20 protein-coding genes and 1 riboswitch are annotated in these 24,414 nt (G+C 55.1%); of the genes, 17 read left to right on the top strand and 3 right to left on the bottom strand.

All coding sequences use genetic code 11. From position 1 onward, the window contains the following. Window positions 1-12: 12 nt before the first annotated feature. Window positions 13-1,089 carry a phosphodiester glycosidase family protein gene (locus tag D3P09_RS09445; RefSeq protein WP_120109277.1) on the bottom strand — a complete coding sequence of 359 codons (1,077 nt, stop codon included), beginning with the start codon at window positions 1,087-1,089 and terminating at the stop codon, window positions 13-15. Continuing rightward, window positions 1,086-1,517, bottom strand: coding sequence for a hypothetical protein (locus D3P09_RS09440; protein WP_120109275.1), 432 nt, complete (start codon window positions 1,515-1,517; stop codon window positions 1,086-1,088). Before D3P09_RS09440 ends, D3P09_RS09445 begins: the two co-directional genes overlap by 4 nt. A 334-nt stretch (window positions 1,518-1,851) precedes the next feature. Here D3P09_RS09440 and msrB point away from each other — a divergent pair, with 334 nt between their 5' ends. From msrB to D3P09_RS09425, 3 genes are all read left to right on the top strand, one after another. Then, window positions 1,852-2,811 carry a peptide-methionine (R)-S-oxide reductase MsrB gene (gene msrB / locus D3P09_RS09435; protein ID WP_120109273.1) on the top strand — a complete coding sequence of 320 codons (960 nt, stop codon included), beginning with the start codon at window positions 1,852-1,854 and terminating at the stop codon, window positions 2,809-2,811. Window positions 2,812-2,837: 26 nt separating this feature from the next. After that, window positions 2,838-3,452 (top strand): nitroreductase family protein, encoded by a 615-nt coding sequence (locus D3P09_RS09430; protein ID WP_120109271.1) that lies wholly within the window; start codon window positions 2,838-2,840, stop codon window positions 3,450-3,452. A gap of 182 nt (window positions 3,453-3,634) precedes the next feature. Then, window positions 3,635-4,882, top strand: a complete 1,248-nt coding sequence (locus D3P09_RS09425) for a TraB/GumN family protein (RefSeq protein ID WP_120109269.1) — start codon at window positions 3,635-3,637, stop codon at window positions 4,880-4,882. 61 nt (window positions 4,883-4,943) lie between these two features. Here the strand turns inward: D3P09_RS09425 and D3P09_RS09420 are convergent, their stop codons facing one another. Further along, window positions 4,944-6,227: a glycoside hydrolase family 18 protein gene (locus D3P09_RS09420; protein WP_120109267.1), complete on the bottom strand. Its 1,284-nt coding sequence runs from the start codon at window positions 6,225-6,227 to the stop codon at window positions 4,944-4,946. 248 nt (window positions 6,228-6,475) lie between these two features. After that, window positions 6,476-6,574: riboswitch (purine riboswitch) on the top strand. Window positions 6,575-6,859: 285 nt separating this feature from the next. On the opposite strand from D3P09_RS09420, the gene purE reads away from it, so the two are divergent. From purE to D3P09_RS09350, 14 genes are all read left to right on the top strand, one after another. Further along, complete coding sequence (gene purE, locus D3P09_RS09415) at window positions 6,860-7,345, top strand: 5-(carboxyamino)imidazole ribonucleotide mutase (RefSeq protein WP_120109266.1); 486 nt, start codon at window positions 6,860-6,862, stop codon at window positions 7,343-7,345. Next, window positions 7,342-8,511 (top strand): 5-(carboxyamino)imidazole ribonucleotide synthase, encoded by a 1,170-nt coding sequence (purK, locus tag D3P09_RS09410; protein ID WP_120109264.1) that lies wholly within the window; start codon window positions 7,342-7,344, stop codon window positions 8,509-8,511. Before purE ends, purK begins: the two co-directional genes overlap by 4 nt. 6 nt (window positions 8,512-8,517) lie before the next feature. Beyond that, window positions 8,518-9,813 (top strand): adenylosuccinate lyase, encoded by a 1,296-nt coding sequence (purB, locus tag D3P09_RS09405; protein WP_120109262.1) that lies wholly within the window; start codon window positions 8,518-8,520, stop codon window positions 9,811-9,813. A 16-nt stretch (window positions 9,814-9,829) separates the two neighbouring features. Continuing rightward, window positions 9,830-10,726: a phosphoribosylaminoimidazolesuccinocarboxamide synthase gene (locus D3P09_RS09400; protein WP_120109260.1), complete on the top strand. Its 897-nt coding sequence runs from the start codon at window positions 9,830-9,832 to the stop codon at window positions 10,724-10,726. An 841-nt stretch (window positions 10,727-11,567) separates the two neighbouring features. Next, window positions 11,568-11,813, top strand: a complete 246-nt coding sequence (purS, locus tag D3P09_RS09395) for a phosphoribosylformylglycinamidine synthase subunit PurS (RefSeq protein WP_206098834.1) — start codon at window positions 11,568-11,570, stop codon at window positions 11,811-11,813. A gap of 3 nt (window positions 11,814-11,816) precedes the next feature. Beyond that, window positions 11,817-12,512 carry a phosphoribosylformylglycinamidine synthase subunit PurQ gene (gene purQ, locus D3P09_RS09390; protein WP_120109258.1) on the top strand — a complete coding sequence of 232 codons (696 nt, stop codon included), beginning with the start codon at window positions 11,817-11,819 and terminating at the stop codon, window positions 12,510-12,512. Continuing rightward, complete coding sequence (gene purL, locus D3P09_RS09385) at window positions 12,490-14,733, top strand: phosphoribosylformylglycinamidine synthase subunit PurL (protein WP_120109256.1); 2,244 nt, start codon at window positions 12,490-12,492, stop codon at window positions 14,731-14,733. Before purQ ends, purL begins: the two co-directional genes overlap by 23 nt. Then, a complete protein-coding gene (purF, locus tag D3P09_RS09380) occupies window positions 14,718-16,199 on the top strand; it encodes an amidophosphoribosyltransferase (protein ID WP_120109254.1) in 1,482 nt (493 codons plus the stop codon). The genes purL and purF overlap by 16 nt, the downstream gene beginning before the upstream one ends. 597 nt (window positions 16,200-16,796) lie before the next feature. Continuing rightward, a complete protein-coding gene (gene purM / locus D3P09_RS09375) occupies window positions 16,797-17,840 on the top strand; it encodes a phosphoribosylformylglycinamidine cyclo-ligase (RefSeq protein ID WP_120109252.1) in 1,044 nt (347 codons plus the stop codon). Beyond that, window positions 17,840-18,457 carry a phosphoribosylglycinamide formyltransferase gene (gene purN / locus D3P09_RS09370; RefSeq protein WP_120109250.1) on the top strand — a complete coding sequence of 206 codons (618 nt, stop codon included), beginning with the start codon at window positions 17,840-17,842 and terminating at the stop codon, window positions 18,455-18,457. Before purM ends, purN begins: the two co-directional genes overlap by 1 nt. 180 nt (window positions 18,458-18,637) lie before the next feature. Further along, window positions 18,638-20,185, top strand: a complete 1,548-nt coding sequence (gene purH / locus D3P09_RS09365; protein WP_120109248.1) for a bifunctional phosphoribosylaminoimidazolecarboxamide formyltransferase/IMP cyclohydrolase — start codon at window positions 18,638-18,640, stop codon at window positions 20,183-20,185. A 128-nt stretch (window positions 20,186-20,313) separates the two neighbouring features. Beyond that, window positions 20,314-21,579: a phosphoribosylamine--glycine ligase gene (gene purD / locus D3P09_RS09360; RefSeq protein WP_120109246.1), complete on the top strand. Its 1,266-nt coding sequence runs from the start codon at window positions 20,314-20,316 to the stop codon at window positions 21,577-21,579. 255 nt (window positions 21,580-21,834) lie between these two features. Then, window positions 21,835-22,920 carry a polysaccharide deacetylase family protein gene (locus D3P09_RS09355; RefSeq protein ID WP_120109244.1) on the top strand — a complete coding sequence of 362 codons (1,086 nt, stop codon included), beginning with the start codon at window positions 21,835-21,837 and terminating at the stop codon, window positions 22,918-22,920. Between the two features lie 24 nt (window positions 22,921-22,944). Further along, on the top strand, window positions 22,945-24,414 hold the full coding sequence (locus tag D3P09_RS09350; protein WP_120109242.1) for an FG-GAP repeat domain-containing protein: 1,470 nt from the start codon (window positions 22,945-22,947) through the stop codon (window positions 24,412-24,414).

Raw genomic sequence — 24,414 nt, 5'->3', positions numbered from 1 at the left:
TCCGCCCTTCTATTATTTGAAGAATAAGAAATGCGTCGGCAGCTTGCGCAGATTGCCGTCCGACGGTTTGTTGATCACTTTGCCGTTGAAGATGAGCGAGGAAGAGCCGCCGCCGTCGAGATTATAGGCATCGATGGCGCCGTATCCGCGAAGCAGCGTCTGCAATTCCGCCAGCGTGGCGCCGGAGCTTCCGGCTTCGTTGTACCCGTCGGTGACGAGCAAGAGCAGCTGGTCATCCTTGTAATTGGCGATAACCGTCCTAGGCGCCCGCTTAGGACTGGTCTGCCACTTGGCCGGAATTTGCTGCGCTGCGCCGTTCTTCAGAAGGACCGGGACGAAGGATGCGCCGAATTTCGGCTTCTTGGCATCCAATTGCTCCTTGCTTGTGAACTTGCCGCCGATCAGCTTGTTCTTGTCGTTCAATCCGACGAAGAAGAGATCGGAGTAGGAAGCTTGGAAGCCGGATACGTATTCGCCATCCATGACGGTGGTGCTGAGCGGATATCGCTTGCCCCCGCCATCCGCAAAGCCTCCGGCATTGACGCCGACGGCCGCTTTGTGCTGCTTGACCGCTTCAAGCGTTGTCATGGATTTCCCGAGCTCCGAGCCGCCCATGACCATCTTCATGGCGTCATCCGATTTCAGCTGAATCTTAACCGCGTAGCTTCGGAAGCTGTCGTTCTTCAAGTAGAAGAGCTGGGCTCTCAGCTTGTCGGTGTTGATGGTGGCTGCAGGCTTGCCTAGTTTGGCAGTGATGTTGCTGTCGTAAATTTGAAGAGGACGTTTGGCCTGAGCGGTTGCCGTCTTCGCAATTGCATTCATTTCCGCATTGGTTTTGTTGTACAGCTCAATCTCCGTCTTGATCGATTTGCTGGTATGTACGGCGGTGTCTCTTGCCTGGTCAAGGCCTGCTGCTGCTTCTGTCATGTAGATCCTCTCGGACACTTCTTCTTCGAAGATCGAATCGGAAGGAACGTCTTGCGACAGCTCGATTGCAGCAGTCGATATCAGCAGCCATAACATGATGCCGACAAACGGGGAGAGCGCCAGCAGCGCCGTACGGTTCAATGTTTTTACGGTTATGTTCATTTGAGGACATCCAAGCTTTTTTTCAGTTCGTTCAACTGTTTCTTCACTTCATTGAGCTGCGTATACAGCTTGTTGCTGTTGTCCGTTTTGGTGTCGGCATTGTCTTTCGTGAAGGTCAGAAGCTCGTTAAGCGCATCTATCTTTTCTTTGAGCAGCGTAATCTCGCCAGCATACGTAGACTCCATTGCGGCCAAGCGGCCGTCGTATGCCTTCTGCATATCGGCGATCTGGGCGGAAGTCTGGCGCTGGATATCGGCTGTCATATCGCGCTGCATCTTATCGGTATAGAGCTTGGCGCCCAGCAGGCCGCCTCCGATTAATAGAATCCATATGCCGATGAATACGAGGAACGCGGCGTTGCTCTTCTTCTTGCGCGTGCCTGTCTCCTTGCGGCTTGTGGATGCGTGCTCTGCATGCATATCATTCATTGTGTTCATTCACCTCTTTAATCTGTCGAATCTGGCCTTGTGCAATGGGATGAACGAACGTGAAAAGGGGGATGTCCTGTGCGAAATGCGGCCGCTGCTTGCAGGGATGGTACAGTCGCGGCTTGTCCGTCTATACTTTTAACTCAAGAAGCGGCATAAAAGTTGCGATTGTCATCCTATTGTAACAAACGGCAGAGTGGCTTGTCCCCATTATCCGCCAAGTTTGCGGCATACAATTATTGGCTGGCTGCCGGACGCTTTTTTGTCGGACACGTGTTCGTGATGTATAATATAGGAGTTAGGAAGTTACGCCAATTTGGAAAGGATGATCCTCATGGGACAACAGAATAAAGAGTTGGCCATGTTCGCGGGAGGATGCTTCTGGTGCATGGTTACGCCGTTCGAGGAAATGCCGGGTATTCTATCCGTCGTATCGGGTTATACGGGCGGACATACCGTTAATCCGACCTACGAGGAAGTATGCTCCGACACGACGGGACATACGGAAGCCGTGCAAATCGCTTACGATCCTTCCCTGTTCTCATACGAGCGGCTGCTCGACATCTTCTGGCGCCAGATCGATCCGACGGACGCCGGAGGCCAATTCCACGACCGGGGCTCCTCATACCGATCGGGAATCTACTATTATACGGAGGAGCAGCGCCAGCAGGCGGAAGCGTCCAAGGCGGAGCTCGGGGCCAGCGGCCGCTTTGACAAGCCGATCGTGACGGAGATCGAGCCTGCCGGAGCGTTCTATCCCGCTGAAGATTATCATCAGGACTACCATAAGAAAAATCCGTACCGCTACAAAATGTACCGCAAAGGCTCCGGCCGCGACGCTTTTATCGCAAGCAACTGGACGATGAAGAAGGACCAGGAAGAGCTGAAGAAGAAGCTGACGCCGATCCAATACGAGGTCACGCAGAACAGCGGGACCGAGCGCCCGTTCACCGGCGAGTATTGGGACCATACGGAAGAAGGCATCTATGTCGATATCGTATCGGGCGAGCCGCTGTTCAGCTCGCAGGACAAGTATGACGCGGGCTGCGGCTGGCCGAGCTTTACGAAGCCGCTGCAGAAGTCGGCTGTGACGGAGCATACGGATACGAGCCATTTTATGGTCAGGGTAGAGGTTAGAAGCCAGGAGGGGGACTCCCATCTGGGCCATGTGTTCGATGACGGACCGGAGCCGACGGGACTGCGTTATTGCATCAACTCCGCTTCGTTAAGATTTGTGCCGAAGGATAAGCTGGAGGAAGAAGGCTACGGACAATATCGTTCGCTATTTGAGTAAATTGAGTAAAAAGGGAGAGTTGGGGAATGTCTATTCGTTTGACAGAGCTTCATGCAAAGGCGAATGAGGTCGGCGTGCTGGATGCTATTCGCGGCCGCCGTTCCATTGGCCGCTTGAAGCCTGACGCGGTAGAACGTGAAATTCTTGAAGCAGTGCTGGAAGCGGCGTCGTGGGCGCCGAGCCATCACAATACGCAGCCATGGCGCTTTGTCGTCATGACGGGAGAAGGCAGATCGAAGCTGGGAGAGGGTTACGCCAAAATCGGGGCAGCGAATGCTCCTGAGCTTAAAGGCGAGGAACTGGAAGAGCGGCTGCGCAAGGAGCGCCTCAAGGCATACCGCTCGCCTGTCGTCATTGCGGCGATCTGTTCACCCGCAGACGATCCGAGAGCTGTACGCGAGGAAGAGCTTGCCGCGGCACAGGTTGCCGTGCAAAACCTTCTGCTGGCAGCGCATGCCTATGGGCTCGGCGCAATCTGGCGTTCGGGCGCGCCGATGTTCGATCCGCGCATGAAGGAAGCACTCGAGCTTCGCGAGGATGAAGAGCTTGTCGCGTTCATCTTTCTGGGCTATCCCGACATGACCCCGCCGGAGCCGAAGCGGACGCCGATATCGGAGAAGACGATTTGGCTGCAGGGGTAACCTGCATATATATGGCTGGCAAGATGAAGGGCTCCGCCGTGTGCGGAGCTCTTTTTTGGTGCGTGCACCTATACAAAACTATAGCTATCTTTCTATCGGATTTCCACGTATTGTTAAATGTGGTATTGCTACTTTTGGAGCAAGACTATTATCCTATTGGCAGAGAAAGTAGGCATTAAAAAATGAAAAAGATTTTAAGTCTCCTTATTGCCCTCGTTATGGCACTCAGCTTTGCGACGGGCGCTGAGGCCGCTTCGAAGCCGTTATCCATCTGGGTGGACGGCGAGCAAGTGCAGTTCGGCTCCAATGCGCCGATTGTAGAGAAGGGCACCACGCTTGTTCCGGTCAGAATGCTTCTGGAGAAGCTAAGCTTCAAGATTGACTGGAATGAAAAAAGCCGCGTTGTAACGGCAATTAGCACTAATCCTCGAAATGCAGCAACCATTACCCTGCAAATCGATCATGCAACGGCCTATGTGAACAACAAGCCTGAGCAGTTGGCCGTAGCGCCAAAGATTCAGAATAAAGCTACATATGTGCCGCTCCGCTTCATTGTAGAAGCGACTGGCTATGAGATTGAATGGAACGATGCAGAGCGCTCCATCTATATCGATACCGTCCAGGAAAGCCGCGGCTTCATGTGGAAAGTCGAGAAGGACGGCAATACGGTCTACATGCTGGGCTCGATCCATGTGGCGAACGAAGCGATGTATCCGCTGCGGGATGAAATTATGGATGCATTCATGGAATCGGATCATTTGGCCGTGGAGATCGACTTTGCTTCGGAAGGCGATATCAGCGAGTTTATAAGAAGCATTATTACCTACAAAGACGGCACAACGCTGCGGAATCATGTCTCTGCGGAAACCTATGAATATGTGGTCGATATTTTGACAGCGTATGAATTGCCTTCCGATTCTCTCGATCAAGTCAAGCCTTGGTTCGCTTCCTTGATGCTTGACGACCTTAGACGGGATGAGAGTGAATTCAAGTCAGAGCTGGGCATCGACCAATACTTCATGGATTTGGCTGCGAAGTCCAAGCTTCCAGTCATCGGTCTCGAGTCATCGGAATCCCAGTTGAACATGTTCAACAATTTCTCGGATCGCATTCAAGAGGAAATGCTGCTAGGCTCAATTGCTGGATTCTACATTGAAGATGAGCCGGTAGCAGATTTGTCCGATATGTGGATTGAAGGCGATCTGGACATGCTTACTGCAATGGCCGTTCAGACTCAGAAGAGCGATGCGGAATACTACAAAGCGATGCTGCAGGACCGCAACGTGCTGATGGCGGAGAAGATTGACGCATTCCTGAAAGGCGGCAAGAGTGAAACTTATTTTGTCGTCGTTGGAGCGCTTCATATGGCTGGCGAGCATGGACTTGTCACGCTGCTTGAGCAGAAGGGCTATACGGTAACACGCGTATAGGGACATAGAAGGGCCGACGGCTGACCAAGCCGCGGCCCTTTTTATATGTGGGGGAACTGAATTAAACCAGCTTTTTGATTGTGAAATTTTCGCCAAGGACGAACCAGTTCTGCGGGAAGTTGACCCCAAGCACCCAGTAGCTTACGCCGCGCAGCTTGAACGCTTTCACAATATCGAATTTCGCTTGCACGCTGCGGGCATCCTCATACCAGACGATATGCTCCTTGCCTTCTTCGTCGTAATAATGATAATAAGGGGACTGCGCTTCCTCGTCATAACGTATCTCGGCGCCATATTTGGCTGCGCGGTTGACAGCTTCATATGGGCTGACTGTCGGCGCCCATCGGCCGCCTTGCACATAAGGCAGCGTCCAGTCGTAGCCGTATAGAGGCATGCCCATGACGATTTTGTCGGAGGGCATGACAGAAAGCGCGAAGTTCAGCACCTTCACCACTTCATTGAGGGGGGCAACCGCTCTAGGCGGGCCGCCCGACCATCCCCATTCATAAGTCATGAGAATGACGAAATCTACAATTCGTCCATGTGCAGCGTAATCATGGGCCTCGTATAGCGTACCCGTCTGTTCAGCGGATAGTTTTGGCGCGAGCGCGGTGGATACTTTCAGATTATAAGGATGCAGGGTCTCCACTAGCCGCTCCAGGAATGCGTTGTACAGCTCGCGGTCCGCAGGCGGCACATATTCGAAATCGACATTAAGGGCGAGATAGCCCTTCTCGCGCATAACGCCTTCTATGTTGGCAATCAGGGCAGACTGGTTGCCGGGATCGGCAAGGACGGAGTGGGCGATATCGGGATTGAAGGTGCCGTTCTCGAAGTTGGTAATGACCATCATCGGAGCAACCCGCTTGCTATACGCAGCATTAATAATGGCCGAATCGTCAAGCGGAGTCAGCGAGCCGTTCATCTGCACCCGGTAGCTGAACGGGCTGAGATAGGTCAAGTAGTCGCCGATCTCGCCTACAATCTCAATGCCGTTCGCGCCCAGCTTCTCCGTATAAGCATTCACTTCAATGACCGGCTTGGCCGCCTTCGGAATCGTAAGCAACTGACCGGGCATAATCATGGCGGGATTCGTCAGCCCGTTGGCTTCCACAAGCTGCGCAATCGACACACCGTACCGTTGTCCGATTTTCCACAACGACTCGCCCGCCAGCACTTTATGGGTAAGTCCGTCTCCCGGGGATGGAATGATGACGGCCTGGCCGATGACAAGCGGGCTTTGCGCCGTGAAGCTGTTGGCGGCATAGATATGCTCCAGCGGCACGCCATACTTTTGCGACAGCTCCCACAGCGAATCTCCTTTTTTGACCGTATGGATTTGCATGCTTTACCCTCCCACTATGTACTCTCTACCTTCATCTATATTCATCGTTATAGGCTTGTAGTCATAGAAGATGGAAAAGAGCCCTTTTGGGCAAGCTGGCACGGCAATTGGCAACAGATAACAGTTATCCGTGCCCGAATAAGACTAAAAAACGAACTTTCGCAATTAAAGATGTTTTAATGTTCGTATTTTATTGACATGCCAGTGGCGATTCGATAAACTAGAATAGGCTTGAGGCGGAGCATGCCGCCCATCCCATAAAGCATTCTCGTATATATTCGGGGTAGGCCCGAATGTCTCTACCCGGAACCTATGATTTCTGGACTACGAGTATGAATAGCTGTATAGAAAGTGGAGGCAACCGATTCGTGCATCTGCACTTGCAGAGCATGCTTGCGAGTTTGCCGACGCGCTTAAGTCCGTTACTGGATGTAGGGTTGCTCCATCAAGAGCAGCCTTGTATTGTCTCTAATGGATGCAAGCGCCGCTTATGCAGCATTATTCATTTTGAAGCTTCCCCTGGCGGAATGCTTCCTCGAGAGGTCCTTGGCATATCGCATTTGAAGATTGCTGCGGGTCTTTTTTATTTGCTTATAAAACTATAATCTGGATAAGAAAGTGGGTTTGAACACATGTCTGCTAAGGTGGGCGTCATCATGGGCAGCAAGTCGGATTGGGACACAATGAAACTAGCCTGCGACGTTCTGGAGGAACTGAATATTCCGTATGAGAAAAAGGTCGTTTCGGCGCATCGCACGCCGGACCTGATGTTCGAATACGCGGAAACTGCCGCAGAACGCGGACTTAAAGTCATTATCGCAGGAGCAGGCGGCGCCGCACATCTGCCCGGCATGGTCGCATCAAAAACGGCTTTGCCGGTTATTGGCGTTCCCGTGAAGTCTTCGAATTTGAACGGACTGGATTCCTTGCTGTCGATCGTGCAGATGCCAGGCGGCATTCCGGTAGCGACCGTTGCCATCGGCAATGCGGGCGGCACGAACGCAGGCCTGCTGGCTGCCCAGATCATGGGCGCATTCGATCCAGACATTCAAGCCCGCGTGCAGGCGCGCCGCGACCGGATCAAGGCGGAAGTGCTGGAAAGCAGTGAGACTCTATGACCCAAGGAACGAATAAGGCGAAAGCCATTCTTCCCGGTGCGACCGTCGGCATTCTGGGCGGCGGACAACTGGGACGCATGCTGGCGAATGCAGGCAGCGCGATGGGCTACCGGTTCGTAGCGCTTGATCCCACGCCGGACTCGCCGATGGGACAAGTTGCGGAGCAGATCGTAGCCGCATACGACGACCGCGAAGCAGCCCGCAAGCTGGCAGCCCGCTCGGATGTCATCACCTACGAGTTCGAGAATGTAGACGCCGATGTGGCGGCTATGCTGATGTCGGAATCGTACGTGCCGCAAGGCAGCGAGCTGCTCTATACGACGCAGCACCGTCTGCGCGAGAAGCACGCGATTGAGGCGGCGGGAGTTCGCGTAGCGCCTTACAGCGAGATTCGCAGCGCCGCAGAGCTCCGCGAGGTGGCAGAGCGATTCGGGACGCCATGCGTGCTGAAGACAGCGACTGGCGGCTACGACGGCAAGGGCCAGTGGGTCATCCGCGATCTGTCGGAGACGGATGAAGCGTTCGCGACGTTGTCGAAGGCGGGCACTCAGCTGGTGCTGGAGCAATTCATCGACTTTGCGATGGAGATTTCGGTCATTGCCGCCCGCAGCGCCAATGGTGAAATAAAAGCTTTCCCGCCTGCGGAAAATATACATGTGGAAAATATTTTGCACCTGTCGATTGTGCCTGCACGTCTGGAGGACAGGGTGCTTCGCGAGGCAGAGCGACTTGCCGTCAGGCTGGCCGAAGGGCTTGGCGTCGTTGGCCTGATCGCGGTCGAGATGTTCGTTACTCGCGACGGCGAGCTCTATGTGAACGAGCTTGCGCCGCGCCCGCATAACAGCGGCCATTATACGATGGAGGCATGCCGCACCTCGCAGTTCGAGCAGCATATCCGCGCCGTATGCGGACTGCCCCTTGGCGACACGGCGCTGCTGACTCCGGTCGTCATGGTGAACGTGCTGGGCCAGCATGTAGAGCCGCTGCTTGATAGGCTGGCTGTGAAGGACGAAGCGGCAGAGCGGCTGAATGTTGCGCCGAAGGTGCATTTGTACGGAAAAAAAGACGCCGTGTACAAACGGAAGATGGGGCATGTGAATGTGCTTGCTGAATCGGCGGAAGCGGCGCTTGATTGGATAAACGAAACTAAGATTTGGAAGGTGTGAAGGTTCATGTTAGAGCGTTACAGCAGACCGGAAATGAGAGCCATCTGGACGGAGGAGAACAAATTCAAGGCTTGGCTGGAAGTTGAGCTATGCGCATGCGAAGCTTGGGCGGAGCTTGGCATTATTCCGAAGGAAGACGTAGAAGCGCTGCGGGAATCCGCTAGCTTCGATATCGACCGCATCTATGAGATTGAGCAAGAGACCCGCCACGACGTGATCGCGTTCACCCGCGCCGTATCGGAGACTGTAGGACCGGAGCGCAAATGGGTGCACTACGGCCTGACTTCGACTGACGTTGTCGACACGGCAATGGGATACCTGCTGCGCCAGGCGAACGAGATTTTGCTGGCTGACATCGAGCGCTTCGTCTCGATCCTTCGCGAGAAGGCGATCCAGTATAAGGATACCCCGATGATGGGACGTACGCATGGCGTTCATGCCGAGCCGACGACATTTGGCCTCAAGATGGCGCTGTGGTATGAAGAAATGAAACGGAACCTGGAGCGCTTCAAGCATGCGGCGAATGGCGTACAATTCGGCAAAATGTCCGGCGCTGTCGGCACTTACGCGAATATCGATCCATTCGTAGAGCAATTCGTATGCCAGAAGCTCGGCATCACTGCGGCTCCGATCTCGACACAGACATTGCAGCGCGACCGTCATGCTGAATACATGGCGACAATCGCATTGATCGCAACATCGCTGGACAAATTCGCTACCGAGATCCGCGCTTTGCAGAAGAGCGAATTCCGCGAGGTGGAGGAGCCGTTCGCGAAGGGGCAGAAGGGTTCGTCCGCAATGCCGCACAAACGCAATCCGATCGGCGCAGAGAACATGTCCGGCCTGTCCCGCGTCATTCGCGGCCATATGCTGACGGCATACGAGAACGTGCCGCTGTGGCATGAGCGCGACATCAGCCATTCGTCCGCTGAGCGCGTCATTCTGCCGGATTCCACGATGCTGCTGAACTACATGCTGAACCGTCTGGGCAACATTATTAATAATTTGACCGTTTTCCCGGAAAATATGAAACGCAACATGAGCGCAACGTATGGCGTGCCATTCTCCGGCCGCGTACTGACGAAGCTGATCGACAAGGGCTTCAGCCGCGAGCAGGCCTACGATACCGTTCAGCCGCGCGCGATGCAGGCTTGGGAGGAGCAGCGCCAGTTCCGCTCCATCATCGAAGAAACGCCTGAGATTACATCGGTGCTTAGCGCCGAGGAGATTGACGATTGCTTTAACCCGGCATGGCATCTGAAGCATGTCGATACGATATTTGCACGTTTGGGCTTGAACTAAGGGGGAGTTGTCGTTCATGGCTGTTCAATCACAAGCTTTGTCCACCGCAGTAGATTATGTGAAAGCGCCGCTTGTCTACAAAGGCAAGGTGCGCGAGCTGTACGATCTGGGAGAGCATTTCCTGATCGTCGTAACCGACCGGATCTCGGCATTCGATTATGTGCTGGAGCCGGCGGTGCCGGATAAGGGGAACGTGCTTAACCGTCTGTCCGCTTTCTGGTTCGACGTCACGAAGGAGATGCAGCCGAACCACGTGGTGCATACGGATGTGGCGCTGCTCGGCGACATCATCACCGAGCCGGAGCTGCTGAAGAACCGGATCATGGTGACGCGCAAGGCTGAGCGCATCGATATCGAATGCGTCGTGCGCGGTTACATTACGGGCGGCGGCTGGAGGCAGTATGAGGCGACTTCGGCTATCAACGGCATTGAGCTGCCGGAGGGCCTCCGCAAAAACGAGCGTTTCCCGGAGCCGATCTTCACGCCGGCCGCCAAGAACGACGTCGGCCACGACGAAGACATCCCGTTCGAGCGGATGAGCGAGCTGGTCGGAGCCGAGCTGGCCGCAGAGCTTCGCGACCGGAGCCTGGAGCTGTACCGCTTCGCGCATGAGTATTGCAAGGAACGCGGCATTATTCTTGCGGATTGCAAATTCGAATTCGGACTTATCGATGGCAAAGTTATTCTGATTGACGAGATCTTCACACCGGACTCCTCGCGCTTCTGGTCCGAGGGGAATTACGCTTACGACGTGGAGATCGACAGCATGGACAAGGAGCCGGTCCGCACGTACCTGCTCGGCTCCAATTGGGACCGCAACAGCATGCCGGACCCGCTGCCGTCCACGGTCGTCATCGCGACGACCGCCCGCTACCGCGAGATTTACCGCCGCCTGACCGGCGGCGAGCTGTAGGAGCGAGCGCCAGCGGCGTGGCGGCAAGCTGCGCTAGCCGCGCGAGAGGCGCTGTAAGCCGAGAAAGCCGGCTTAGAAGCTGCGCTAGCCGCGCGGGAGGCGCTGTAAGCCGAGAAAGTCGGCATGCAGGCTGCGCTAGCCGCGCGAGAGGCACTGTAAGCCGCGAAAGTCGGCATGCAGGCTGCGCTAGCCGCGCGAGAGGCGCTGTAAGCCGAGAAAGTCGGCATGCAGGCTGCGCTAGCCGCGCGAGAGGCACTGTAAGCCGAGAAAGTCGGCATGCAGGCTGCGCTAGCCGCGCGAGAGGCGCTGTAAGCCGAGAAAGTCGGCATGCAGGCTGCGCTAGCCGCGCGAGAGGCGCCGTAAGCCGAGAAAGTCGGCTTACAGGCTGCGCTAGCCGCGCGAGAGGCGCTGTAAGCCGAGAAAGTCGGCTTGCAGGCTGAGCAGGCCGCGCGAGAGGCGCTGTAAGCCGAGAAAGTCGGCTTAGAAGCTGCGCTAGCCGCGCGAGAGGCGCCGTAAGCCGAGAAAGTCGGCATGCAGGCTGAGCAGGCCGCGCGAGAGGCGCTGTAAGCCGAGAAAGTCGGCTTAGGGGCTGCGCTAGCCGCGCGGAAGGCACTCTAAGCCACAAAACATGGCTTGCAAGCACTGCCAGAGCACTTGTCGGCGTGCGCAATGCATTTCGAAATGCATCTTTTCGAAGCTGAATCTTACTTTCTAATAAGTATGTTTCAACAACTTAAATACACCGACGCGCAGAGCACGAATCATGCAACACGCACAAGGCCGCCGTCGAACCCCAAGCCATACGAATACTTATCCAAAATATAACCATATCCAGGAGGCAATTATGAAGGCAACCGTCTACGTCACGATCAAGGAAAACGTTTTGGACCCGCAAGGAACAGCTGTACAAGGCGCGCTACATTCCATGGGCTTTGCAGAAGTAGGCAAAGTACGCATCGGCAAGTATCTCGAAGTTGAGCTGGACACGAATGACCGTGCTGAAGCAGAGGCGCGTCTGAAAGAAATGTGCGAGAAGCTGCTGGCGAATACGGTTGTAGAAGATTACCGCTTTGAACTGGAGGGATAAGACATGAAGTTTGCCGTACTCGTATTTCCAGGCTCCAACTGTGACATCGATTGCTACAAAGCGGTAGAATCCACGGTCGGCCAACCGGTCGATTATGTGTGGCACACTGCGACTGACTTGTCCGCATACGATGCGATTCTCGTGCCGGGCGGTTTCTCTTATGGCGACTACCTTCGTTGCGGCGCAATTGCCCGTTTTGCGGGCGTTATGAACGAAGTGAAAAAAGCAGCTGAGCAAGGCAAGTTCATTCTCGGCATCTGCAACGGGTTCCAAATCCTGACCGAAGCGGGTCTGCTGCCAGGCGCACTGATTCGCAACACAGGCCTGAAATTCCGCTGCCATGGCACGCCTCTTGAAGTGGTGAACAACACCAACCCGTTTACGAACCAATTCTCGCAAGGCGAGATTATTGATATCCCGATCGCTCACGGCGAAGGCAACTACTACTGCGACGACGCGACACTGGCTGAGCTGAAAGCGAACAATCAGATCATTTTCCGTTACGCAGGCGACACCAATCCGAACGGCTCCGTCGACAATATCGCGGGCATCAGCAACAAAGCAGGTAATGTAGTCGGCATGATGCCGCATCCGGAGCGCGCGGTTGACCAACTGCTCGGCTCGGAAGACGGCAAACGGATGTTTACATCGATTTTGAATGCATGGAGGGAACAACATGGCGCAGCAGTTAACGGCTAAGGAGCCGACAGCGGAACAAATCGCGGATCAACGCATTTACACGCAATTCGGCGTGACAGACCATGAATATGAACTGATTTGCGGGTTTTTGGACCGCAAGCCGAACTACACGGAGATTGGTGTATTCAGCGTAATGTGGTCGGAGCACTGCTCCTACAAGAACTCCAAGCCTATCCTGAAAAAATTCCCGATCACCGGACCTCGCGTCCTGATGGGACCTGGCGAAGGCGCAGGCATCGTCGATATCGGCGACAACCAAGCGGTCGTATTCAAAATCGAGTCGCATAACCACCCGTCGGCAGTCGAGCCGTACCAAGGCGCTGCTACTGGCGTTGGCGGCATCATTCGCGACATTTTCTCCATGGGCGCGCGTCCTGTGGCTTTGCTGAACAGCTTGCGTTTTGGCAACCTGAACAATGACCGAGTGAAATACCTGTTCGAGAATGTAGTCAGCGGCATCGCAGGCTACGGCAACTGTATCGGCATCCCGACGGTTGCGGGCGAAGTCATGTTCGACGAGAGCTATGAGGGGAATCCGCTCGTTAACGCGATGTGCGTAGGCTTGATCGATCATGACAAAATCCAGCGCGGCGTGGCAAAAGGCGTCGGCAATCCTGTATTCTACGTTGGACCGGCTACGGGCCGCGACGGCATCCATGGCGCGACATTCGCATCGGTCGAGCTGTCCGAGGAATCCGAAGAGAAGCGTACTGCTGTCCAAGTAGGCGATCCATTTATGGAAAAGCTCGTTATGGAAGCGACGCTTGAGCTGATCAACTCCGGCATCGTGCTTGGCATCCAGGACATGGGCGCGGCGGGTCTGACTTGCTCCAGCGCAGAGATGGCATCGAAGGCAGGCAACGGTCTTGAGCTGTACCTGGACGAAGTGCCGCAACGCGAGACTGGCATGACGCCTTATGAGATGATGCTGTCCGAATCGCAAGAGAGAATGCTGTTCGTTATCGAACCGCAGCATGAAGAGCAAGCGAGAGAAATTTTTGACCGTTGGGGCATTATTTGTGCAAAAGTAGGTAAAGTAACGGACGACGGACGTCTTCGTTTGTTCCACCAAGGCCAAGAAGTGGCGGATATGCCGGTCAAAGCGCTCGTAGACGAGTGCCCGGTATACAACAAGCCTTCTTCCGAGCCTGCTTACTTCCGCGAGAGCGCATCGGTCGACACGGCTGATTTTGCAGAAATTACGGACCTGAACGGCGCGCTTGAGAAAGTGCTGGCTTCCCCGACGGTTGCGAGCAAAGAGTGGGTTTACAACCAATATGACTACATGGTTCGTACGGCAACGGCTGTTCAGCCAGGCTCCGACGCTGCTGTCGTTACGATCGACGGCACGCGCAAAGCGCTGGCAATGACAACGGACTGCAACGGACGTTACGTATACCTGGATCCGGAGATGGGCGGACGCATCGCAGTTGCGGAAGCGGCGCGCAACATCGTTTGTTCCGGCGCTGAGCCGCTGGCCATCACGGACAACCTGAACTTCGGCAACCCGGAGAAGCCGGAAGTGTTCTGGCAGCTGGAGAAATCCGCTGACGGCATGTCCGAGGCTTGCGTGGTGCTGGATACGCCGGTAATCGGCGGCAATGTCAGCTTGTACAACGAAAATGCAAAAGGCGCGATCTACCCGACGCCGGTCATCGGCATGGTAGGCCTTGTGCATGATCATAACCATATCACGACGCAAAAATTCAAGTCCGAAGGCGATGTTATCATCCTGATCGGCGAGACAAAAGCGGAGTTCGGCGGCAGCGAGCTGCAATACGTGCTGAACGGAGCTCCTTCCGGCAGACCGCCAGTCATCGATTTGGCTGTGGAGAAGAAAATGCAAGGCGCAGTGCTTGGCGCTATCCAAAAAGGTCTGGTTGCTTCCGCGCATGACTTGTCCGAGGGCGGCATCGCTGTCGCGCTGGCTGAGTCCTGCATCAGCGGCCGCATCGGCGCGAGCGTATCGCTGACTAGCGACTTGCGTCCTGACCATCTGCTATTCAGCGAATCGCAATCCCGCATTCTGCTGTCGGCTAAGCCGGATCAAGCGGACGCTTTGACAGCTTGGCTGTCGGAGCAAGGCGTGGCGCATGCGACAATCGGAACCGTAACAGGCAGCAGCCTGACCATTAACGTCAATGGCAAAGCCGGCATCAACGCGCCGGTACAACAACTGGAGAAGGTCTGGAAGGATGCGATTCCATGTCTGATGAAATAAAGTCTGCTCCAGTGCTTTGGACAGGCGATCATTATAATGAAGGCATCGGCCGTGACGATATTTTTGACAAGCTGCGTGAGGAGTGCGGGGTGTTCGGCGTGTTCGGACATCCCGACGCTGCCGGCCTGTCCTACTACGGACTCCATGCCTTGCAGCATCGGGGCGAGGAGAGCGCGGGCATCTGCACCGTAGATTCGAAGGATGGCGGCAAGTTCAATTATTTCCGCGACATGGGACTGGTGAAGGAAGTGTTCACGAAGGATCGGCTCGATGTGCTTTCCGGCGACCGTTCCATCGGGCATGTCCGTTATTCCACTTCCGGCGAGAGCCAGCTGAATAATGCCCAGCCGCTTATCTTCCGCTATCGCGACGGCGATCTGGCTGTTGCGACGAACGGCAATATTGTCAATGCGCCGGAAATTCGCCGCGAGCTTGAGATGAGCGGTTCGATCTTCCAAACTTCCAGCGACACCGAAGTTATCGCGCATTTGATCGCCCGTTCGTCCAAGGATTTTGTGACGGCGGCCAAAGAAGCGCTGCAGCGCATTGTCGGAGGGTTCGCATTCCTCATTATGACGAATGACAAGCTGCTGGTCGCTTCCGATCCGCATGGATTGCGCCCGCTGGCGATGGGACGTCTTGGCGACAGCTATGTGTTCTCTTCCGAGACTTGCGCGTTTGAGACGATTGGTGCAGAGTATGTCCGCGACGTTCAGCCGGGCGAGCTGCTTATTTTGGATGAGAGCGGCCTGCAGGTTGACCGTTACGCCACAATTGAACGCCGCGCGACTTGCGCGATGGAATATATTTATTTTGCCCGCCCGGACAGCGATATTAACGGCATCAACATCCACTCCGCGCGCAAACGGATGGGTCAGCAGCTCGCAATCGAGTCCTTCATGGACGCGGATATCGTAACCGGCGTGCCGGACTCCAGTATTTCCGCAGCGATCGGCTATGCCGAGCAGACGGGCATTCCATATGAGCTTGGCCTTATCAAAAACAAATATACAGGACGCACGTTTATCCAGCCGTCCCAGGAGCTTCGCGAGAAGGGCGTCAAGATGAAGCTGTCGGCCGTCCGTAAAGTAGTGGAAGGCAAACGCGTCGTTATGATCGACGACTCCATCGTGCGGGGCACAACGTCCCGCCGCATCGTGAACTTGCTTCGCGAAGCGGGAGCTACTGAAGTGCATGTGCGGATTACATCGCCGCCATTCAAAAACCCTTGCTACTACGGCATCGACACGCCGGACCGTAAGGAATTGATAGCATCATTCCGGACTGTTGAGGAAATTTGCAAAGAGATCAACGCAGACTCGCTGGCATTCCTCAGCGACGAAGGGTTCGTCGATTCCGTCGGCGGCAACGAGGGCGCCTACAATCGCGGCATGTGCCTCGCTTGCTTCGACAACGACTACCCGACGCCGGTAAACGAAGAGTCGGATAAAAGCTGCAGCTGCTAGTTAGCGGAGCGCCGGCATGTGCTTGCGGCGCTTGCGCCACGCGCTGTAGCGGGCTCTAAGCCGAGAAACACGGCTTGCAACGCGCTTGCACGTGCAATAGCGGGTTCTAAGCCGAGAAACTCGGCTTGCAGCGCTCACGCAAGTGCAAAAGCGGGTTCTAAGCCGAGAAACACGGCATGCTGCGCTCATGCACGTGCAAAAGCGGGTTCTAAGCCGAGAAACTCGGCTTGCAGCGCTCACGCAAGTGCAAAAGCGGGTTCTAAGCCGAGAAACACGGCATGCGGCGCTCACGCAAGTGCAAAAGCGGGCTCTAAGCCGAGAAACTCGGCTTGCAGCGCTCACGCAAGTGCAATAGCGGGTTCTAAGCCGAGAAACTCGGCTTACAGCGCTCATGCACGTGCAAAAGCGGGTTCTAAGCCGAGAAACTCGGCATGCAACGCTCATGCACGTGCAAAAGCGGGTTCTAAGCCGAGAAACTCGGCATGCAGCGCTCGCGGACCCGCGAAAGCTCGCTCTAAGCCGAGAAACTCGGCTTACAGCGCTCGCGCATCCGCGCAAATTATATGGTTGAACTAGATATTAAAGGAGTGGACCCATTTGTCAGAAGCGTACAAAAAGGCCGGCGTTGATATTGCGGCAGGCAACGAAGCCGTCGAACGGATGAAGAAGCACGTAAAAAGAACGTACCGCCCTGAAGTGATGGCGGAGCTGGGCGGCTTCGGCGGCCTGTTCGGCCTGAACAAGGATAAGTACGAGGAGCCTGTGCTCGTATCGGGTACGGATGGCGTCGGCACGAAGCTGATGCTGGCTTTTGCGATGGATAAGCATGATACGATCGGTATCGATGCGGTCGCCATGTGCGTCAACGACATTATCGTGCAAGGCGCGGAGCCGCTCTTCTTCCTTGACTATCTCGCATGCGGCAAAGTTGTGCCGGAGAAAATCGAAGCGATTGTCCAAGGCATCTCCGAAGGCTGCGTGCAAGCCGGTTGTGCGCTGATCGGCGGAGAAACGGCCGAGATGCCGGGCATGTATTCCGCAGACGATTATGATATCGCAGGGTTCACAGTCGGCATCGTCGACAAGAAAAAAATGATCGACGGCTCGACGATCAAGCCAGGGGATGTTGTGCTTGGCTTTGCATCCAGCGGCATTCACAGCAACGGCTTCTCGCTCGTTCGCCGTCTATTGCTGGAAGAAGCGGGCTATTCGCTGGACCAGCAGCTGGATGAGCTTGGCGGAGCGAAGCTTGGCGACGTGCTGCTTGAGCCGACGCGCATCTATGTGAAGCAAGCTTTGGCGCTGATTGAGAAGGTTCAAGTAAAGGGAATGGCGCACATTACAGGCGGCGGCTTTATCGAGAACATTCCGCGCGTATTGCCTGAGGGCGTCAATGTTGAAATCAACTACGGTTCGTGGCCGATTCTGCCGATCTTCGGCTTGATGCAGGAAAAAGGCGGCATCAGCAACCGTGATATGTTCACCACATTCAATATGGGCATTGGCCTGGTCATTGTCGTTCCGGAAGAGCACGCGGAGCAGGCGCTTAGCGCTGCAGCCGAGCTTGGCGAAAAAGCGTACCGCATCGGTACCGTAACGGAAGGCAGCCGGATCGTAACGTTCCAAGGAGCTGACGTCTAATGGCGGCGCTTCGCATCGCGATATTCGCGTCGGGACAGGGCACGAACTTCCAGACGATAGCCGATGCGGTGCGGGAGGGGAAGCTCGATGTCACAATCGAGCTTCTTGTTTGTGACAAGCCGTCTGCTCCCGTCATCCAGCGGGCGTCGCAAGCGGGCGTGGACGCCTTTGTATTCAAACCAAAGGATTACCCGTCCCGCGAGGCTTACGAAAGCGAGATTCTGAAGGAGCTTCAGGATCGTCAAGTGGATCTGGTCGTGCTGGCCGGCTATATGCGCATTCTGACTCCTACGCTGGTCGAGCCTTACATGGGCCGCATGATCAATATTCATCCTTCGCTTCTGCCATCGTTCCCTGGCATCAATGCGATAGGGCAGGCACTGGAGCATGGCGTGAAGGTGACAGGCGTTACGGTTCATTTTGTCGATGGCGGTCTCGATAGCGGTCCGATCATTGCTCAGACGGCTGTTCCGGTGACGGAAGAGGAGGATGAAGCTGCGCTGACCGTTCGGATCCAACAGGCGGAGAAAGAGCTCTATCCAGAGGCTATCAGGCTGATTGCGCAAGGCCTCGTTACGATTGAGGGACGCAGGGTTGCCGTTGGCAATAGCCAATAGATGCATGATGGGTCTGGGTTGACATGGAACCGGCAGCAAGGCCGTTGGCAATAGCCAATAGATGCATGATGAATATAACGATAGTTAGCTTTTGCTTTTGATAGAAGTACATCTTTGAAAAGGTGTATGTATGACCAGGAATATTATTTTCGATTGACCAATTAAAAGGAGGACATTGGCGTGGCAATTCGCAGAGCGTTAATTAGCGTTTCCGACAAAACGGGCATTGTAGAGTTTTCCAGAGAACTTGCGAACCAAGGCGTTCAAATCATTTCGACAGGGGGCACGTTCAGCCTGCTGCAAAAGGAAGGCGTACCGGTCATCGGCATCTCCGACGTAACGGGCTTCCCTGAAATTCTCGACGGACGCGTCAAGACGCTTCATCCGGCTGTCCACAGCGGACTGCTGGCCGTGCGCGACGATGAAGAGCATCAGAAAGCGATGCAGGAGCTTGGCCTGGATTACATCGATCTTGTGATCGTTAATCTGTATCCGTTCAAAGAAACGATCGCCAAGCCGGATGTCACGTATGAGGACGCCATCGAGAACATCGATATCGGCGGCCCGACGATGCTTCGCTCGGCAGCGAAGAACCACGCTTTCGTGAGCGTAGTCGTAGATGCTTCCGACTATGCTGCTGTTCTGGAAGAAGTGAAAGCGCAAGGCGACACGACGCTGGAGACGCGCAAGCGCCTCGCGGCCAAAGTATTCCGCCACACCGCTTCCTACGACGCGCTTATCTCCGACTACCTGTCGAAGCAGACAGGCGAGCCGCTGCCAGAATCGTATACGGTCACTTACGAGAAGGTGCAGGAGCTTCGCTACGGGGAGAACCCGCATCAGAAAGCTGCGTTCTACCGCAAGCCGCTTGCCGCTTCCGGCAACGTGACGACAGCAGAGCAGCTTCATGGCAAAGAATTGTCCTACAACAACATTAACGACGCTAACGCGGCGCTTGCGATTCTGAAGGAATTCGACGAGCCGGCTGTTGTAGCGGTTAAGCATATGAACCCTTGCGGCGTGGGCATCGGAACAACGATCCATGAGGCCTACCAAAAAGCGTACGAAGCGGACCCGACATCCATCTTCGGCGGCATCGTAGCGGCTAACCGCACGATCGGCGCAGATACGGCTGAGCTGCTGGGGGGCATCTTCCTGGAGATCGTGATCGCGCCGGACTACACGCCGGAGGCGCTGGAGATCCTGACGAAGAAGAAGAATATCCGCCTTCTTAAGCTGGGCGAGCTGAAGGCAGCGGCAGAGCGCAAGCCGGAATGGCTCGTGACCTCGGTTGACGGCGGCATGCTTGTACAGGAAAGCGACGTGCATAGCTTGACGGAAGCGGATCTGCAAGTAGTCACGAACCGCAAACCGACGGAAGAAGAGATGAAGCAGCTCTTGTTTGGCTGGAAAGTCGTGAAGCATGTGAAGTCGAATGCCATCCTGCTGGCGAAGGACGATATGACCGTAGGCGTAGGCGCAGGCCAAATGAACCGCGTCGGCGCGGCGCGCATTGCGATCGAGCAAGCGGGCGAGAAGGCAGTCGGCTCCGCACTGGCTTCCGATGCATTCTTCCCGATGGGCGACACGGTAGAGCTGGCGGCGAAAGCGGGCATTACGGCGATCATCCAGCCAGGCGGCTCCATTAAGGATGAAGAGTCCATCGCAGCGGCTAACGCGAACAACATCGCTATGGTGTTCACTAGCGTTAGACACTTCAAACACTAATACGGGCAACGTATCAATAGAAGCAAGCAAGGAACGATCGTGAATAAGTAGAAGGACGAGCGCTGTAGCTCCATGGACAGCGCTCGTTTTTCCAAATTTACGTTTAAACTCTTGGGAGGTTTGCGAACATGCGTATTTTGGTTATTGGCGGCGGCGGTCGCGAGCATGCGATTTGCTGGGCACTGAAGAAAAGCGAAAAGGTAAAGGAGCTTTACTGCGCGCCTGGCAATGCCGGCATAGCGCAAATTGCGGAATGCGTGCCGCTGGCTGTATCCCAATTCGACGAGCTGACCCAATTCGCGAAGGATGCGTCCATTAATCTGGTATTCGTCGGTCCGGATGATCCGCTTGCGGACGGCATCGTAGACGCGTTCGAAACGGCCGGCATTCCGGCGTTTGGCCCGAACAAGGCGGCGGCTGAGATCGAGGGCAGCAAAATTTTTATGAAAAACCTGCTCAAAAAATACAACATCCCTACAGCGAAGTATGAGACGTTCACCGATTATGAAGCGGCTCTTGCTTACCTGAGGGAGCAAACAATGCCAATTGTAATCAAAGCGGACGGACTTGCAGCCGGCAAAGGGGTAACGGTCGCAGCGACGCTGGAGGAAGCCGAGAAGGCTCTCCGTGAAGCGATGGTGGACAAGGTATTCGGCGACGCTGGCAACCAGATCGTCATCGAGGAGTTCCTGGAAGGGCAGGAGATGTCTATCCTGGCTTTCGTGGATGGCGAGACGGTGAAGCCGATGGTGCCGGCGCAGGACCATAAGCCGATCTTCGACGGCGACAAAGGCCCGAATACAGGCGGAATGGGTACATACACGCCGCTGCCGCACATCGAGCAAAGCATTATCGACGAAGCGATCGTCAACATTATTAATCCGACAGCCAAAGCGATGGTGAGCGAGGGACGTCCGTTCCGCGGCGTATTGTTCGCTGGCCTCATGATTACGAAGGACGGTCCGAAGACGATTGAGTTCAACGCGCGCATGGGCGACCCGGAGACGCAAGTCGTGCTGCCAAGACTGAAGACCGATCTGGTCGACATCGTGCTTGCCGCGATGAACGGCCGGTTGGCTGATCTGGACATTCAGTGGAGCGACGAAGCGGCGGTCTGCGTTGTGGCGGCATCCGAAGGCTACCCGGCTTCCTATCCGAAGGGCCGCGTGATTACGGGCATCGCCGAAGCGGAGGCGCAAGGCGCGCTTGTATTCCATGCCGGAACGGCAATGAAGGACGGAGATCTCGTAACAAGCGGCGGACGCGTGCTTGGCATAGTCGGACTCGGCCGCGATATCGCGGATGCCCGCGCCAGAGCTTACGAGGCGGTTAGCGTCATTCAATTCGACGGCAAGCAGAACCGTACGGATATCGCAGCCAAGGCTCTTGTCTAGCATCCCGTTAAGCTTGTTTTTGGATCGTTAATGGAAGAGCTATCTATCATTAATGGAGGACCTATTTTTCATTAATGGAAGACCTGTCCATCCATGTGAGAAGACGCCCTAAGTTCGACAGAGCTTGGGCGTCTTTTTGTTGGGATTGGCATCCTTTTTTGTCTGCTCGGCTCGAAAGGTGTTACTAATTTGTAACTCTCTCATTGTTCTCATCATCTATGATAGAGATATCAGCGGGGATAGAAGGTGAATGGGATGAAAACAAGAAAAAAACAACATCGGAGACTGGCAGCTTTCATCATTTTGGTCGCAATTGTCGCATGGGTTGGCGGATGTACGGCGGGAAGCTCATTTGGCTTGTCGGCCATGATTCCATCGAAGGAGAAAGGCTCGCAAACGATCGAAGAACATGCTTCAGGAGGGGGGAACAATGTTGACAAGGGAGGCACAACCACCGGTTACGTGCCTGGAGAGAACAAAGGAAATGATAACGGCAGCAATGGACAATCAGGAGGGCAAGGCGGCAACACGGTAACACCCGGTAATGGCGGTAGTAGCGGCCATACTGGAGAGCAAGGCAATGGAAGCAAGGATGGGCAAGGAAACCCTAACCACGAAAATAAAGACCCTGACGATACGGGCGTCAATACAGGCTCCGGATCGAAGGGAAATGAACATAACGGCAATAATGCCGGCAGTGAGAACGGAAAGGGCCAGGAAGGCGGCAAGGGCGGCGAGAAGCCGGTTGTCACACCGCCTGGAACCGATGAGAAGCGCGTCGCGCTAACGTTCGACGACGGGCCGGACTTAAAGTACACACCGGCAATTTTGGATATTTTGAAGGAAAAGGGCGTTAAGGCGACATTTTTTGTAGTGGGCACGCAGGTGGAGAAATATCCGGACTTGATGAAACGGATCGAAGACGAAGGCCATGCTATCGGCAATCATACGCAATCTCATAAGGATCTTAGCAAGCTAGGAAAATCAGGAATTCTCTCCCAGATCGATCAAGCCGACCAGGCGATTAATGACGCTTTGGGCTGGACGCCGACCTTATTCCGCGCGCCGTACGGCGCTGTATCGGATACGCTGAAAAAAGTGATGAAGGAGCAGAATCGCCGCATGGTGGGCTGGACGGTCGATACCCGCGACTGGGCGGGCACGCCGGTTGCCGAGATGAGGGCCATGATTCGTAAACAAACAAAGCCTAATGGTATAATATTGATGCATTCATTCGGCGGGAAACATATACGCAACACGGTAGACATGCTTCCAGGCGTGATTGACGATCTGCAGAAGCTGGGCTATACGATGGTTACCGTCGACGAAATACCCGAATAACCGTCAGATTGAAAAGGAGACTCCATGGAGAAGCGCTTCCGGGATCAAAAAACAAATTCACTTATCAGGAGCGGGAGCCGGGCATCCCTGCTCCTCTTCTCGTTGCTGGCGCTTGCGGTTGTCGCCGCAGGCTGCAGATATACGGCAGCCCCGGCTGACTTGCTCCAGAAGCCGGCTATAGCCAAGGATAAGGAAGAGCTGTCCGCTGCGATCGAGAAGGCGCTGCCCCGGTTCAGCATGCTCATGATTCCGCATCGCGACGATTACAAGGAAGCGATCAGGCTCCTTGATCTGAACGGCGACGGCATCGAAGAAGCGGTCGTCACCTATTACAACGAATACAGCACGCCGGAGATCGTGGTGCTGCGCCAGACGGAATACGGCTGGCGCCAATCCGTTCTGGTCGAGCAGCCGCTGGCCAGAGATATCGCTTGGCTGAAGCTGGCGGATATGGACGGCGACGGACAATACGAGCTGCTAGTGGGCTGGATTGGAGCGTTCGACAGCCCGAATGTGCTGGAGCTGTATTCGTTCAATACGAAAGCCGTGCGCAATGACAAAGGCAGGCTGGCGCTGAAGCCGGTTCAGTCGCTTCCTTACAGCCAGGCGGAGGTGGGCGACTTGCTCGGCAACGGCAGGCAGGAGCTTGTCGTGATCGATTCGCTCGGCACAAGCGGCGAGCTGGAGATGCCGTCGCATTATCTCAGCGTCTATTCATGGCAAAAAAATGCGCTGAATCGCGTCCTCAACATGTCGCTGCCGCAAGGCACGAACGCTTTTGAACGGCTGCTTATCGGCAAGGTATCGGAATATCACAACGGGCTTGTGCTGGAAGGCGGCACCGGCGCTCACAGCATGCTTACGTATATGTATGCTTGGGAGAGCCAAGGACTGAGACTGATATATCCCGATGAAGCTCTCGGGCTTGAAGGCTTCAGCGGAAGGCCGACGATGAGCGGCGACATTAACGGAGATTCCATCATTGAGCTGCAATGGACGAAGGAATCGCCCGGCTATAAGGATGTTCCTTATGCGGAGAGCATCTGGATGAATGAATGGATGCAGTGGGACGGGAAGGAAGATTTCCATCTCATTGCGGAGCAATTCCTTGATTATACATACGGCGTCAAGCTGGATATTCCGGAGGAATGGACGGGCTCATATACGATGGGCAGACCTCCGGCGGCTTCCTACGGCATCGTGACGTTCGACTATTGGAACGAAGCCAAGGGTCTGAAGGAGGAGCTGGCGACGCTGTATGTTGTTCCGATCAAGCAATGGGGCAATGTCGAGGCGGCTTGGAAGGAAGAGCACCGGCCTTACCGCCAGCTCGCTCAGGACAGCGGCAATGTCTATCTGGTATCGTTCGTCGCTGACGTACCGGAGAAGCTGCCTGAACAAGACAAAGAGATTTTTCTGAATATGAAAAAGGTTGAGGCGCAGTTTTCTTCCTATCTGAAAATTGTACATGATGACAGAGATGAGTGGCGGTGA

This window comes from Paenibacillus pinisoli, from assembly GCF_003605435.1.
GTDB lineage: Bacteria > Bacillota > Bacilli > Paenibacillales > Paenibacillaceae > Pristimantibacillus > Pristimantibacillus pinisoli.
Note: the sequence above shows the minus strand (reverse complement) of the source record. Positions and strands in the feature narration are given on the sequence as shown.